Below are 13,181 nucleotides of genomic sequence, written 5' to 3' on the forward strand. Positions count from 1 at the left end.
TCCCATGAACCATCGCCTGCTGACAGTGATCGCGCTGCTGCTCGCCGGTCTTTGGGGAGCTGCGCTCGGTTATGTCAATCTCAATGCCGGAAGCGGCCTTCTCGACCGGATGGAGGCCTCGCTTGCCGATATCCGCAGCGCCATCGTCGGGGCGAAGACACCGCCTCCCGTCGTCTCGATCGTCGCGATCGACGACCGTACCGCTAGGGCACACGGCTATCCGCTCGATCGGGCGACACTTGCGCGCCTCGCCAACGCGATCACCGCGTTGAAGCCGAAGGCTCTGGCGATCGACATTCTGCTGGTCGATCCGGGGCCGGAGGCGGGTGATGCGGCGCTGACATCAGCCCTTCGCCAGGGGCCAAGCGTGATTGCGGCCGCGGCCACTTTTGCGCAAAGCCGCCAGCGGGTCACCGATGCGGCCGGGGATCCGCTTGCCGCCATCCCGGAGGCAAACCAGCTGCTGTTGCCGCTTCCCCGCTTTGCCGAGGCCGCCGCGGTCGGCATCGTCAATGTCGCCACCGACCAGACCGGCACACCGCGCTTCATCCCGCTGATCTCGCGTGCCGCAGACCGGCTGGATCCGGCTTTTCCGCTGCGTGCTGCGTCGGTGGCGCTCGGCGTCGATCCCACCATCGAACGCGACGCCATCATGCTCGGAAAGCTGCGTATTCCCACAGATATCGGCCAGCGTCTGCCGGTGACCTTCTATGGCGGTCGCGGCAGCATCGCCACCTTCAGCGCCGCCGATGCGCTTGATGGCAAGCTTTCGGCGGATGCGGTGGCAGGCCGCATCGTCGTCATCGGTTCGACCGTCACCGGCGGCGGCGATGTCTTCCCGACACCGTTCGATCCCGTGATGCCCGGCGTCGAGGTGATGTCGACGGCGATCACCCATCTTGTTACCGGCGACGGCATGGTGCGCGATCGCAGGATGCGGCTGATCGATGCCGCCACCGCCATCGGACTGCCGATCGTGCTCGTGTCGCTGGTCGCCTGGCGGCGGAGTGCGGCAGGCTATGTCATCATCGTGCTGACGCTGATCGTCTGGGCGATGCTCAACCTGTCGGCCTTTGCACATGGCTACTGGCTGAGTGCGGCGCTGCCGATCGCCGCGGCGCTGCCGCCGGCGTTGGCTTATGGCGCGGCCGAACTCTGGCTCGACCGCGGCCGCGCCCGTCATTTCGCCGAGCAGAGCGCGCTCCTGCAGCGCATTGAGGCACCTGGGCTCGGCGAGTGGCTGGCGCGCGATCCGAATTTCCTCGCCGCGCCGGTGCGCCAGAACGCCGCCGTCATCTTCATCGATCTCTCGGGCTTCACCGGCCTCAGCGAAAATGTCGGGCCGGTGGCGGTGAGCGAGATGTTGAGCGGCTTCTTCGAACTGGTCGACGAGGAAGCGCGCGCCCATGGCGGCGCCATCACCAGCTTCATGGGCGACGGGGCGATGATCCTGTTCGGTCTGCCGGAGCCTGGCGATGACGACGCCGCCCGCGCCGCCGCTTGCGCAGTCAGCCTGTGCGAGCGCACAAGGGCCTGGCTTCAAGCGCATGCGGGCTTTGCCCAGAAGAAGATCGGCTTCAAGGTCGGCGCCCATTGCGGCCCGATCGTCGCCTCGCGATTGGGCACCGGCGACCGGCAGCAGATCACGGCGGCAGGCGATACCATCAATGTCGGCAGCCGTCTGATGGAGGTCGCCGCCCGCCATGGCGTCGAACTGGCGCTGAGCGCCGAAATCGTCCGCGCCGCTGGTCCCGATAGCGTGCTTACGCAGTCCGGCCGAATGGAGGGGCCGTTGGAAACGGCGCTGCGTGGCCGGGCAAGCCGCATCGACGCCTGGCTGTGGCGTAGCCGCACGCTTTGACAATCGCCGCGGGAGCGGCTAGGAACGGCGCAAATACCCCGCCGGCTGGCTCCGGCCATGGTGCAGCAACGCGCCTGACAGCTCCGAAAGATCGAACTCATGACAGAATTTAACGGCGTCGTTCCGGCGATCGCCAAGGCGTTGCAGAAGCGCGGTTACGCCGAACTCACCCCGGTGCAGAAGGCGATGCTCGATCCGGCGCTCGCCGCTTCCGACGCGCTAGTCTCGGCCCAGACCGGCTCCGGCAAGACCGTCGCCTTCGGCCTGGCGCTGGCGCCGACGCTGCTCGAGGGCAGGGAGCGCTTCGGCAATGCCGGTGCGCCGCTCGCCCTCGTCATCGCCCCGACGCGCGAGCTTGCCCTGCAGGTGAAGCGCGAGCTCGACTGGCTCTTTGAGATGACCGGCGCGGTGATCGTCAGCTGCGTCGGCGGCATGGACATCCGCAGCGAGCGCCGCTCGCTCGAACGCGGCGCCCATATCGTCGTCGGCACCCCCGGCCGGCTTTGCGACCATATCCGCCGCAGGGCGCTCGACATGTCGGAACTGAAGGCTGCCGTGCTCGACGAGGCCGACGAGATGCTTGATCTCGGTTTCCGCGAAGACCTGGAATTCATTCTCGATGCGGCGCCGGACGAGCGCCGGACGCTGATGTTTTCGGCAACAGTGCCGGCGGCGATTGCCAAGCTTGCCAAGAGCTACCAGCGCGATGCCGTGCGCATCAGCACCGCGGCCGAGGAAAAGCAGCATATCGACATCGAATATCGCGCGCTGATGGTTGCCCCGAGCGACCGCGAGAATGCGATCATCAACGTGCTGCGCTATTACGAGGCGACCAATGCCATCGTCTTCTGCTCGACGCGCGCCGCCGTCAATCATCTGACGGCGCGGTTCAACAACCGCAATTTCGCCGTGGTGGCGCTGTCCGGCGAGCTGACACAGAACGAACGCAGCCATGCGCTGCAGGCGATGCGCGATGGGCGCGCCCGGGTCTGCATCGCGACCGACGTCGCCGCCCGCGGCATCGACCTGCCGGGCCTCGATCTCGTCATCCATGCCGACCTGCCGACCAATCCGGAAACGCTTCTGCACCGCAGCGGCCGCACCGGCCGGGCAGGACGCAAGGGCATCAGCGCCATGATCGTGCCGCTGAATGCACGGCGCAAGGCGGAACGCCTGCTCGAGAATGCCGGTATTTCGGCTGCCTGGGCGCGGCCGCCCTCGGCCGAGGAGGTGAGCGAGCGCGACGACGAGCGGCTGCTCGCCGACCCGATCTTCAACGAAACGCCGCAGGAAGAAGAGCAGGGGCTGGTACAGCAGCTTCTCGCCAGCCACGGCGCCGAAAAGCTTGCCGCCGCTTTCTTGCGTCTTTACCGCACCAATCATTCGGCGCCGGAAGATCTCATCGAGGTTACCGTGCAGGACGAGCGCAACCGCAAGCGCCGCGACAATGCCGAGCCCTACGAGCCGGCGCAGAAGGGATCGCGCGAGGATTTCGGCGCCAGTGTCTGGTTCTCCGTCTCGGTCGGGCGCAAGCAGAATGCCGAGCCGCGCTGGCTGATCCCGATGCTTTGCCGCAACGGCAATGTGACGAAGCGCGAAATCGGCGCGATCAAGATGCAGCCCGAGGAAACCTATGTGGAGATTGCTGCGGCGAGCGCCGAAAGCTTCCTGGCGGCGATCGGTCCGAACAAGGCGCTCGAACGCGGCATCCGCGTGACCAGGCTTTCGGGCACACCGGATTTCAGCCGGGCGCCGTCGCCGAAGCCTTATGCCGGCAAGCCATCCCGCGACGAGCGGCCGGATGATTCGTTCCGCGGCGAGCGGCCGAAGAACAAGTTCGGCAAGGGTCCGGGCGGCGGATATGCCGCGGCCGATAGTAGCGGCGGGGACAAACGGGATAGCAAGCCCTGGAGCAAGAAGCCGGGCAAGCCCGCCTTCGATGGCCCGAAGTCAGACAAGCCGAAATTCGACAAACCGAAATTCGACGGCCCCAGATCCGAAGGCTCCAAATATGAGGGCAAGGGCGCCGCCGCACCGAAGAATAAGTTTTCAAAGAAGAAGCCTGGCTGATTTTGCCGGCAGCCCTTCGCCGGTCCGGCGGAGGGCTTTGGGCCGTATCCGTGAGGGAGGCAAGGATGGTGATGGAAACGGCGATCCTGAGCGTCCCGGTTTTCAGTACGCTCTGCAATGAGGCCTTCCGGCTGCGGCGCGCTATTTTCGTGCATGAGCAGAAGGTTCCCGAAGCCGAGGAATTCGATGTCGACGATCTCAGCGCCCATCATCTCGTCGCCGTCACGGCAGGCGAGGTCTCCGGCACCCTGCGGGTGATTTATGCCGAGGAACATGTGAAGATCGGCCGGGTTGCGGTTGCCGGCCAATGGCGCGGCCAAGGCATTGCAGCCGCAATGATCGGGCGAGCGATAGACCTGCATCGCGCTGCCCGCGACAACCACTTCTATCTCACCGCACAGGCGGACAAGCTGCCGCTTTACGAGCGTTTCGGCTTCGTTGCCTATGGCGCGGAATTTCTTGACGGTGGCATGCCGCATCTTGCCATGAAGAATTACTGAGCATCAGCAAAGCGTCGTTTCAGGCTTGGGCTTTGACGTCAAAGGCAAGCGAACTTGAAAGGTCCCGGTAGGCATCGATCTGTTGCTGCAATAGCGCGATTTTCTGTTCCACCATGCCAACAGCATCAGCTCCGGCGATGAACCGGCGGGGTAGCTCCGGTTGGTTGACCAGGGTGATCAGCGCTTGGGCGAGTTTTGCGGGATCGCCGCTCTGCTGGCCGTTGGCGGACTTCCAGAATGCCAGGTGTTGGGCGCGCCTTTCGTCGTAGTCGCTAACAGATGACGGAGCATATTGAGTTGATTCGTCAGTCAGCAATTCCGTGCGGAAGAAGCCCGGATTGACGATCATCGTTTCGATACCAAACGGCGCCACTTCGGGCTGCAGCGATTCCATCCAACCATCGAGGGCAAACTTCGCGGCAGAGTAAGCGCTGCAAAACTCAAAGCCCAGCAGGCTGGCCGTCGATGAGATCGAGATGATCTTGCCGGACCCCTGCCGGCGCATCACCGGCAGGACGGCGCGGGTGACACTCATGGGGCCGAGGAGAGTACTAGCCAGTTGCAGATCGATCTGAGGCGGCGTCAGTTCCTCAAAATAGCCTGAGTAGAAGTTTGCGGCATTGTTGACCAGTATGTCGATGCGACCAAAGCGTTCGAGTGCTGCCGTGACGGCAGAGTCCGCGTCGGTCGGCTTGGTTACATCCAGCGTGACGACGAGCAGATTTTCCGATTGGCCGATCGCCTTGGCAATGCGCTCCGGGTTGCGGCCGGTTGCAACGAGTTTGTCGCCAACAGCCAGAACCGCCTTTGCGAAATCCAGGCCCATGCCGCGCCCGGCTCCTGTGATCAACCAAACCTTACTCATCGAATTTTCCTTCATGCGAGATTGTGTGCCGATGCTCTATGCGGTGGCCTTCTGCCGCTGCTCTTCGTGATCATCGTTGATGTTGAACCAGCCGGTGGCCGCCTCGATGACGCCCCAGAGTTTGGCCGGAAGGGCAATTTCCGGGATTGTCGTGGTCCTGATCTCGTTCTCGATCAGCTTCTCATTGCCACTGCGTGAAAGTTCGACCCACTCCGGGTTTATCACCAGCCCTTGGCCTACAGCCACAAGCGAAAGGCCCAGATGAAGGGCGCTTTCCGCCTGTTGGGGTGACTTGATCTGGCCAGCGGCAATAACCGGAACGCGCCCCGCTACCGTGGCGGCGATCAGTTCAGCGATGGGACGATCAGCGATGGCTTCGAGTGGTTGGGCTTCGAGTACGCTCGTCAGCGAAGCATGGATGTAGTCGACGCCGCCGTCGATCAGATGCTCGATGAGTTCGTAGGTGTCTTCAATACGAAGGCCGCCCTCTTCAGGTTCTTCCGGCGAGACCCGGTATCCCAGAAGAAACGGACGCGTCGCGTGTGTGCCTATCACCCGCCTCACGTTGCGGACCACGGCGAGCGGAAACCGCATCCGGTTTTCCAGCGAGCCTCCCCATTCGTCGTCGCGATAGTTGTGGAGCGGCGAGTAAAAGTTCTGGATCAGAAAGCCGTGGGCCGCATGCAGTTCGACCCCATCGAAGCCGGCTTCGATAGCGCGGCGGGTTGCTTCGCCGAAAGCAAAAATCACATCAAGGATTTCGTCGTGGCTCAGTGCGCGCGTCGTGCCGCCGCCTGGATTGAAAGGACCGGCTGAAACTTGCAGCGAACTGGCGCTGACAACGTCTCCGTCCGGGATAAGCGCCGGCACGGCCTTGCCGCCGGCGTGAAAAATTTGAAGAATCGCTGGCGCACCGCCGCTTTTGGCCGCCTCAGCCAGACGCCGGAGGCTTGGTGTGAAGCTGTCATCATAAGAAGCGAATTCGCCCGTGAACCCGATGCCATTGGGCAAGACATGCGTGCAACCCGTTAGAACGAGGCCAACGCCGTTCACCCTACGTCGATAGTAGGAAACTTCCTCATCCGAGACTGTTCCGTCGTCATTGGCTGACCACGTCGTCATCGGAGCCATGACGACCCTGTTTCGAAGCGTGATCCCATTGGCGAAAACGAAGGGTTCAAATAGTGCGGGGGTGGCTTCCATCATCATTGTCTCTCTTGCATGCCGTTCAAGCGGTTTGTGAAATGACAGGTAGCAATGAAGACAAACTTTGATTAGCTGGTATAATCGGCATGAAGTTAGAAATGAGGGAGATAAATGAGGCACGGTGATTTCAGCGAGCTTGCAGCCTTCATCGCCGTCGCCGAGGCCGGAAGTTTCACGCGCGCCTCCACCAAGCTGGGACTTTCCCAGTCTGCCGTCAGCTACTCAGTCAGGATGCTGGAGCAGAGGCTGGGGGTGCGGCTAATCTCACGCACTACACGAAGCTTGTCGCTGACCGATGCCGGAGAGCGTATGCTTCGGAACCTCCGCCCGGCCTTCGAACACATCGAAAGCGAGATCGCAGCCGTCACCTCACTTCGTGACAAGCCGGCGGGCACTATCCGCATTACGACGTTTCGATATGCCGCCATGAGCGTGCTTTGGCCTGTCATGACAACATTCTTGGCGGAATACCCGGATATTGAAATGGAGGTCATTCTTGACGAGGGCCTGACGGATATCGTGGCCGGCCGGTTCGACGCCGGTATTCGCATTGGAGAACAGGTTCAAAAGGACATGGTTGCCGTCAGGATCGGCCCTGACCTTCGCATGGCGGTCGTAGGATCGCCGTCCTACTTCCAGAACCGCACAATCCCGATGACGCCCCGCGATCTCGGCGACCACCGGGGTATTAGCTACCGGCAAACCACAGGAGGTGGATTGTATGCCTGGGAGTTCGAGCGCGACAGCGAGGAGCTTGTAGTCAGAATGAATGGGCCGCTCATCATCAACGATAGTTTGATGCTGGAAGCCGCTGCTTTGGATGGGCTCGGGCTTGCCTACACTTTCGAAAGTCAGGTTTCACAATACGTTGCAGACGGGCGACTGATCCGAGTCCTCGACGATTGGTGCCAGCCGTTCCCTGGCTATCACCTATATTACCCAAGCAGACGTCAGCATACGGCCGCGTTTGCGCTCCTCGTCGAGGCGCTTCGTTTCAAAGGCTGACGCTCCTGCCAGGGCTGTACGCAAAATGGTCGCGATGGGTTGGGGGACTGATCTCAGTTGCGCGATTGCCGATAGATGTAAGGTCCTGTCTGTCCTGATTGCTGATGAAGCGCGCGGTCATCGCTGACTGCGAAGTCTCAGCGCCATTGTTGTCAAGACGTCACGCGACAGGAACATCGCGGCCCTGTGCGGCTCGCTGCATTCAGCGAGGCACAGGACCGGGGCAGACTCTCGTCCGAGCCAGGTTCTAAGCGAGGTTGAAAGGCATCTGCCTGACCGGCTTGCCTGTCAGACGCGAGATGGCATTGGCAAATGCCGGCGCCAAAGGCGGCAGGCCGGGTTCACCCATGCCTGTCGGTGCATCCGCGCTTGGAACGATGTTGACGTCGAACTCCGGCACATCCGTGATCCTTGCCGCCGTGAATTCGCTGAAGTTGCCTTGCTCCACAATACCGTCCTTGAGCGTGATTTCCGCGCCGGCAAGGCATGTCGACAAGCCCATGATCGCCGCGCCCTGGACCTGCGCTTCCACGGTCCGGGGGTTGACGGCCAGATTGCAGTGCACCCCCGCCGTAACCCGATGCAGCTTGGGCTGCCCGTCGACGACGGAGGCTTCCACCACGTAGGCCACCACGGATGAAAAGGATTCGTGCACGGCCACACCCCAAGCCCTGCCTTCTGCCAATGTCCTACTGCCGTAACCGCTCTTGTCTACGGCGAGCTGCAGTGCATCGCGATGACGAGGATGCTCATCGCCAAACATCTTCATGCGATATGCGACCGGATCCTGGTCGGTGGCTCTCGCTATATCGTCAAGCAAGGTCTCCATCACGAAAGCCGTATGAGTGGAGCCAACGCTGCGCCACCACAGAACCGGCACGTTGGCAACAGGATGATGTACTGTCAGGCGCATGGGAAGCGGATAGGGGCTCCGCATCCCCTCGGTCGTGGCGGCATCGATGCCGTCCTTCACCTGGAACTTCTCGAACACGGTTCCTGTCAGTATGGACTGGCCGACGATGGTGTGGTCCCAGGCCAGCACATTGCCCTCTTTGTCGAAGCCGATGCGAGCGCGGTGAAGATGCGTTGGACGGTAGTAGCCGCCCCTCATATCGTCCTCGCGGCTCCAGAGCGTTCGCACCGGTGCGTTCAGCCCCGCCGACCTGGCGGCCTTGGCTATCTGGCAGGCCTCCATTGCCGTGTCGCTGCTGCTGGAAAAGCGCCGGCCGAAGCCACCACCCGATGTCTGCACGTTCACCACCACCTGTTCCGGCTTGAGGCCGAGCACGTTTGCGGCAACGCCGGCATCGAGCCCTGCACTTTGGCTCCCCATCCAGATCTCGGCACGATCGTCGGAAAGCCGAACCGTGCAGTTCAGCGGTTCCATCGCCGCGTGGGCGAGATACGGAAACACGAACTCGGCTTCCAGACTCAGGGGAGCGGTTTCCAATGGCGCCATGTCGGCATCGAACTGGCGCGGGCCGGGGCGATTGGCGATCTCGCGAAACTGGGCAAGTTGCTTTTCACTATCGACCTTTTCGACAGCCGATGTGTCCCATTCCACCTTAAGGGCGTTGCGACCCTGAGATGCCTGCCAATATCCGTCGGCCACCACGGCCACGCCCTCTGCACCGCGATCCAGCGGTACACGCAAAACAGCTTTCACGCCCTTTACTGAACGTGCTGCGCTGTCGTCCAGAGAGGCTATCTTGGCTCCGAAGACCGGAGGGCGAGCCACCACAGCCGTCAATTGTCCCGGCAGCTTGAAGTCGATGCCAAAACTCTGTTGGCCGCTGCTCTTGGCTTGTGCATCCAGACGCTGGGTGGGCTGGCCGATGATGCGGAAATCCTTCGGGTCCTTCAACGCTATTTTCTGAGGCACGGGCAGGGCCATGGCCGCTTCGGAAAGTTCTCCATAACCGAGCTTGCGGCCATCGGGAGCCAGAACCACACCGGCCTCGGTTCGCAGCGCGGAAACATCCACGTTCCAGCGGTCCGCCGCGGCTGCAAGTAGCATGGCGCGGACTCGAGCACCCAGCTCGCGATACTGCGTAAAGCTGTTCTTGATGGTGTTCGAACCGCCGGTAAGGTGCATGCCGAAGAGCGGATCAACATAAGCCATGTCATTGGTGCCGAGCTGGCTGCGTACTAAATTCCAGTCCGCGTCGAGTTCTTCGGCAAGGATCATCGGTAATGCCGTTTGGACGCCTTGACCGAACTCCAGCCGGTTGATTGTGACCATAACCTCGCCATTTGGCGCAATTTGAACAAATGCAGAAGGCTGCTCGGTCGGATTCAGAGCGATCGGCGCCTCACCCGCGTCGGTGGGCTGGGCGGTGGCCAGATGGGAAAAAATGCCGACAGCCAAACCGAGGGTCCCCGTCAGCTTTAGAAAGCTGCGGCGTGGCAACGCCTGGACCGGTGTTGAACGGCCTCGTTCCAGCATGTGCTGCAGCGCACGCGGTAATTCGCTGTAATCCATGTTCGGCAACATATGGCGTCTCCTTCAGACAAGATTGCTGGCAGCATCGGCTATGGCGGCGCGGATACGGACATAGGTTCCGCAACGACAAATATTGCCTTCCATTGCCGTATCGATCTCCGAGGCGGTCGGTTGAGAGCCGGAGGGCAGGGATGCCAGGAACGCCGTGGCGCTCATGATCTGACCGCTCTGACAATAGCCGCACTGCGCTACATCGTGCTTGACCCAAGCTGCGCTTACAGCGGCGCCGACGCGCTCGCTGCCGTCGGTCGCTTTTTCTATGGTGGTGATATTCAGGCCTTCGGCAGCGGAAAGAGGGGTGCTGCAGGAACGGACAGCCTCACCATCCAGATGTATGGTGCACGCGCCGCAAAGCGCGGCGCCGCAGCCGAACTTGGTCCCGGTCATGCCGAGCGTGTCGCGCAGGACCCAAAGGATGGGTGTCTCCGGGTCGGCATCGACCTCGTGCTGATTACCGTTGATATTCAGTGTGATCATGACTGGTCGGTTCTCCGATGTTTCATAGTGGATGTGCTCGTTGACTGAGGTCGTTCAGCTAACGGTCAGAACCGTCGATCTCCAAGGAGAGCGACGGCGACGGGAGTGCCGCCAGCAACCTCCAGGATGATGAGACGCCGTCGACCAAGAGCCTGCTTTACGCGGCAACGTTAGCTCGTCCGGCGGCGCCCAATTAGTTGGCAAAACCTGCACGACGTTAGAAAGGCGGCTTCTGAATGCGAGGCAAAAGCACGAGCAGACACGTCAACCCAAGACCGGTCAGCGATGTTCAGCCGCGTTGGGTGCCCATCGATCGCCGGCTTGCTCAGCCAAGAGGTTCGCCGCTACTCCGACAGGGACTTCAGGTAAGCGATGATGTTTAGCCGATCCTCAGGCTTGGGTACGCCCACGGTCATTGTGGTGGTCGGTACAACCTCGCGAGGCGCTGCTAGAAATCGGTCCAACGTCGCCTCGTCCCATACTAATCCCGACGCCTTCATGGCCGCCGAATAGCGGACGCCTTCTACAGAGCCGGCCGCGCGCCCGACAACGCCACTGAGCCCCGGCCCCGCCTTTTTCTGATCCGTGGTCGAATGACAGGCGGAACAGCGCTGAAACGCCTTTTGTCCCAAGGCGACATCTCCCTCCGCTGCTGCAGGAGCCGTCGCCGACACAAGGATCAAGGTGGAGATCACAACGGAAGCCAAAATTTTTGTCATGCGTGTTCTTCCCGAATACAGGCTGTCGAAGCCCTGAAAGGACGGTGGAGTAGCGCGCGCCAGCACCGTTGCTGGCAGGCCGCGCTAAAGACCTTGGACCCAAGACACGCCTCATCGTCGCCGGACATGGCATCGCACTGGAGACGGCGGTTGGTTGGGGACGTTACCTCGCCTCAGCATGGAGCATTAGGCGGTACTATCTGCATGATGTTAGAAATGAGGTTCATAAATGCCCGACAGCCAACGATCGTCGACGGAGGTTGTCTGCCTTGCTTTGCACCAGCAGGGCTCAACCCTCTCGATGCCTGCCGCCAAGATGGTCTCGCTTCAACGGCCTGTGTTGCGTTCTTGAATGGCATATGGCACGCCTCATCACGAATAGCGGTTCAGTTCCTTGCGAAAAGCCTGGCTCGTCTTCATTATTTCACCTAAATCGTGGCGTGCATAAATGGCGGTGAATTCCACAACGGCGGCCTGCTCTTGCTATTAAAAACGATACGCCGTTACAGCGCCGGCAGGAGCAGACGACGATGAAACGCCCGGGCATGTCGCAACCCGATCCGGCCGCCTTCATCAAGGCCAACCTGCCGATATCACCGGTTCCCTCCATCCCCGAGATCCTGCTCCATACCGCGGGGCCTGCGAGCGGGCTCTGGCGGCTTGCCGGTCGTGCAGAGGCCGATCCGCCGCCTTACTGGGCCTATCCCTGGGCCGGCGGCGCGGTGCTTGCCCGCCATCTGCTCGACCGGCCGGAAATGGTGAGCGGCCGCCGGGTGCTCGATCTCGGCGCCGGCTCCGGGCTCGTGGCCATTGCCGCGGCGAAGGCCGGCGCAGCCACGGTGACCGCTATCGACATCGATGCCAATGCCATTGCCGCGATCGGCCTCAACGCAGCGATCAACGGTGTGAACATCGTGGCCTGGGCCGCCGATATCATCGAGCATCAGCCACCAGCGACTGACCTTCTGGTGGTCGGCGATCTGTTTTACGATCCCTCGCTTGCCGCGCGAGTGACGGCCTTCTTGCGGCGTTGCCAGGCAAGCGGCATCGAGGTGCTGATCGGCGATCCCGAGCGCGCCTATCTTCCGCAGGGCGAACTCCGGCGAATCGCGACCCATGCGGTTGCGGATTTCGGCGCGGGCACGGGCCGCGGGTCGGTGCAGGCGGGGGTTTTCTCGCTCCGGCAATAGCTGAAGGCAAGATTAAAACTCGCTTTGGCTGATGCGTTACCCTCTATTAAATGAATGTGTGGTCGACGCAGACACCATGCCTTTATTTTCGGTCGTCAACGCAGATTCCGGCAGACTCACACGAAAAAGGATGGATGCCGAAAGTTGTTGGAAGGGTCACATCAAAACATCTGTTGTCGGTGGTGTCGTTCACGTCGATCAATGCAAGCCATTGCTTTGTGCTTTTGGTGGGATAATGGTCTTCGGTCGGATAGTAGAACCTCGAATAACATTGAAGTGGCAGAACTTCCTTCGGGAGTATTCCAGCCTTTATCAGATTCTGAAATTCATCTTGTTTAGCCCGTATTCCTTTTGCGATGAAATCAGTCACAAGCGGCTCGAGTTCCGGGTAGTTCGCAACGCAATTGCTTACGGTCTGATCTTCGTTGCCTTTATGCGTTGAGACGATGTAGCCAACGCTGCCTGCCGCCGACTTGTACGCCCCAAGTTTGCTTCCATCCAGGATCGTATAGCCTTTCAGCACACCTGACTTCTCAATCAGCGACCGATACCGCCTGAGATGCTCGTCCATATGATCCGAGCAGAGAATAAGAGTTTTGGGCGTCATCTCGTCTTTGCGATCGGGCATGCTCCACTCGATCGCCCAGGGGGCACCGGGATCGGACGGGGGCTCCCGTGCGGGGCTTCCTTCTACCGCCGCAACGGCGGACGAGTAGGCCGCGAGGAGGATGACAGCCGATATCATGCAGCGAGATAACATTGGCATCACCTACAAACGTGGCTCC

At 61.3% G+C, this 13,181-nt stretch carries 11 protein-coding genes; 5 read left to right on the plus strand and 6 right to left on the minus strand.

Going from position 1 to position 13,181, the window contains the following annotated elements; genetic code table 11:
• Positions 1-4 precede the first annotated feature (4 nt).
• The 3 genes from OLZ32_RS02730 (at position 5) to OLZ32_RS02740 (ending at position 4,431) form a co-directional block, all read left to right on the plus strand.
• A complete protein-coding gene (locus OLZ32_RS02730; protein ID WP_264395482.1) occupies positions 5-1,861 on the plus strand; it encodes a CHASE2 domain-containing protein in 1,857 nt (618 codons plus the stop codon).
• 99 nt (positions 1,862-1,960) lie between these two features.
• Positions 1,961-3,931 carry a DEAD/DEAH box helicase gene (locus tag OLZ32_RS02735; RefSeq protein WP_264395483.1) on the plus strand — a complete coding sequence of 657 codons (1,971 nt, stop codon included), beginning with the start codon at positions 1,961-1,963 and terminating at the stop codon, positions 3,929-3,931.
• Between the two features lie 65 nt (positions 3,932-3,996).
• Positions 3,997-4,431: a GNAT family N-acetyltransferase gene (locus OLZ32_RS02740; protein WP_264395484.1), complete on the plus strand. Its 435-nt coding sequence runs from the start codon at positions 3,997-3,999 to the stop codon at positions 4,429-4,431.
• 19 nt (positions 4,432-4,450) lie between these two features.
• On the opposite strand, the gene OLZ32_RS02745 is transcribed toward OLZ32_RS02740, so the two are convergent.
• Positions 4,451-5,296 (minus strand): SDR family oxidoreductase, encoded by an 846-nt coding sequence (locus OLZ32_RS02745; protein WP_264395485.1) that lies wholly within the window; start codon positions 5,294-5,296, stop codon positions 4,451-4,453.
• 36 nt (positions 5,297-5,332) lie between these two features.
• Complete coding sequence (locus OLZ32_RS02750; RefSeq protein ID WP_264395486.1) at positions 5,333-6,505, minus strand: NADH-dependent flavin oxidoreductase; 1,173 nt, start codon at positions 6,503-6,505, stop codon at positions 5,333-5,335.
• A 108-nt stretch (positions 6,506-6,613) separates the two neighbouring features.
• Between OLZ32_RS02750 and OLZ32_RS02755 the strand changes: the two genes are divergently transcribed.
• Positions 6,614-7,507, plus strand: a complete 894-nt coding sequence (locus OLZ32_RS02755) for a LysR family transcriptional regulator (RefSeq protein ID WP_264395487.1) — start codon at positions 6,614-6,616, stop codon at positions 7,505-7,507.
• Between the two features lie 247 nt (positions 7,508-7,754).
• On the opposite strand, the gene OLZ32_RS02760 is transcribed toward OLZ32_RS02755, so the two are convergent.
• The 3 genes from OLZ32_RS02760 to OLZ32_RS02770 form a co-directional block, all read right to left on the minus strand.
• A complete protein-coding gene (locus OLZ32_RS02760) occupies positions 7,755-10,001 on the minus strand; it encodes a xanthine dehydrogenase family protein molybdopterin-binding subunit (RefSeq protein WP_264395488.1) in 2,247 nt (748 codons plus the stop codon).
• A gap of 12 nt (positions 10,002-10,013) precedes the next feature.
• A complete protein-coding gene (locus OLZ32_RS02765; RefSeq protein WP_264395489.1) occupies positions 10,014-10,487 on the minus strand; it encodes a (2Fe-2S)-binding protein in 474 nt (157 codons plus the stop codon).
• A gap of 344 nt (positions 10,488-10,831) precedes the next feature.
• Entirely contained in the window at positions 10,832-11,206 is a 375-nt protein-coding gene (locus tag OLZ32_RS02770; RefSeq protein ID WP_264395490.1) for a cytochrome c family protein, read from the minus strand.
• A gap of 530 nt (positions 11,207-11,736) precedes the next feature.
• On the opposite strand from OLZ32_RS02770, the gene OLZ32_RS02775 reads away from it, so the two are divergent.
• Positions 11,737-12,396: a class I SAM-dependent methyltransferase gene (locus OLZ32_RS02775; protein ID WP_264395491.1), complete on the plus strand. Its 660-nt coding sequence runs from the start codon at positions 11,737-11,739 to the stop codon at positions 12,394-12,396.
• Positions 12,397-12,478: 82 nt separating this feature from the next.
• Here OLZ32_RS02775 and OLZ32_RS02780 read toward each other — a convergent pair whose 3' ends face one another.
• Entirely contained in the window at positions 12,479-13,156 is a 678-nt protein-coding gene (locus OLZ32_RS02780) for a hypothetical protein (protein WP_264395492.1), read from the minus strand.
• Between the last annotated feature and the right edge of the window lie 25 nt (positions 13,157-13,181).

This window comes from Rhizobium acaciae (assembly GCF_025941625.1).
Classification (GTDB): domain Bacteria; phylum Pseudomonadota; class Alphaproteobacteria; order Rhizobiales; family Rhizobiaceae; genus Rhizobium; species Rhizobium acaciae.

Coding starts and splice junctions, on each gene's coding strand:
- OLZ32_RS02730 (WP_264395482.1), top strand. CDS start 5: ATGAACCATCGCCTGCTGACAGTGATCGCGCTGCTGCTCGCCGGTCTT.
- OLZ32_RS02735 (WP_264395483.1), top strand. CDS start 1,961: ATGACAGAATTTAACGGCGTCGTTCCGGCGATCGCCAAGGCGTTGCAG.
- OLZ32_RS02740 (WP_264395484.1), top strand. CDS start 3,997: ATGGTGATGGAAACGGCGATCCTGAGCGTCCCGGTTTTCAGTACGCTC.
- OLZ32_RS02745 (WP_264395485.1), bottom strand. CDS start 5,296: ATGAGTAAGGTTTGGTTGATCACAGGAGCCGGGCGCGGCATGGGCCTG.
- OLZ32_RS02750 (WP_264395486.1), bottom strand. CDS start 6,505: ATGATGATGGAAGCCACCCCCGCACTATTTGAACCCTTCGTTTTCGCC.
- OLZ32_RS02755 (WP_264395487.1), top strand. CDS start 6,614: ATGAGGCACGGTGATTTCAGCGAGCTTGCAGCCTTCATCGCCGTCGCC.
- OLZ32_RS02760 (WP_264395488.1), bottom strand. CDS start 10,001: ATGTTGCCGAACATGGATTACAGCGAATTACCGCGTGCGCTGCAGCAC.
- OLZ32_RS02765 (WP_264395489.1), bottom strand. CDS start 10,487: ATGATCACACTGAATATCAACGGTAATCAGCACGAGGTCGATGCCGAC.
- OLZ32_RS02770 (WP_264395490.1), bottom strand. CDS start 11,206: ATGACAAAAATTTTGGCTTCCGTTGTGATCTCCACCTTGATCCTTGTG.
- OLZ32_RS02775 (WP_264395491.1), top strand. CDS start 11,737: ATGAAACGCCCGGGCATGTCGCAACCCGATCCGGCCGCCTTCATCAAG.
- OLZ32_RS02780 (WP_264395492.1), bottom strand. CDS start 13,156: ATGTTATCTCGCTGCATGATATCGGCTGTCATCCTCCTCGCGGCCTAC.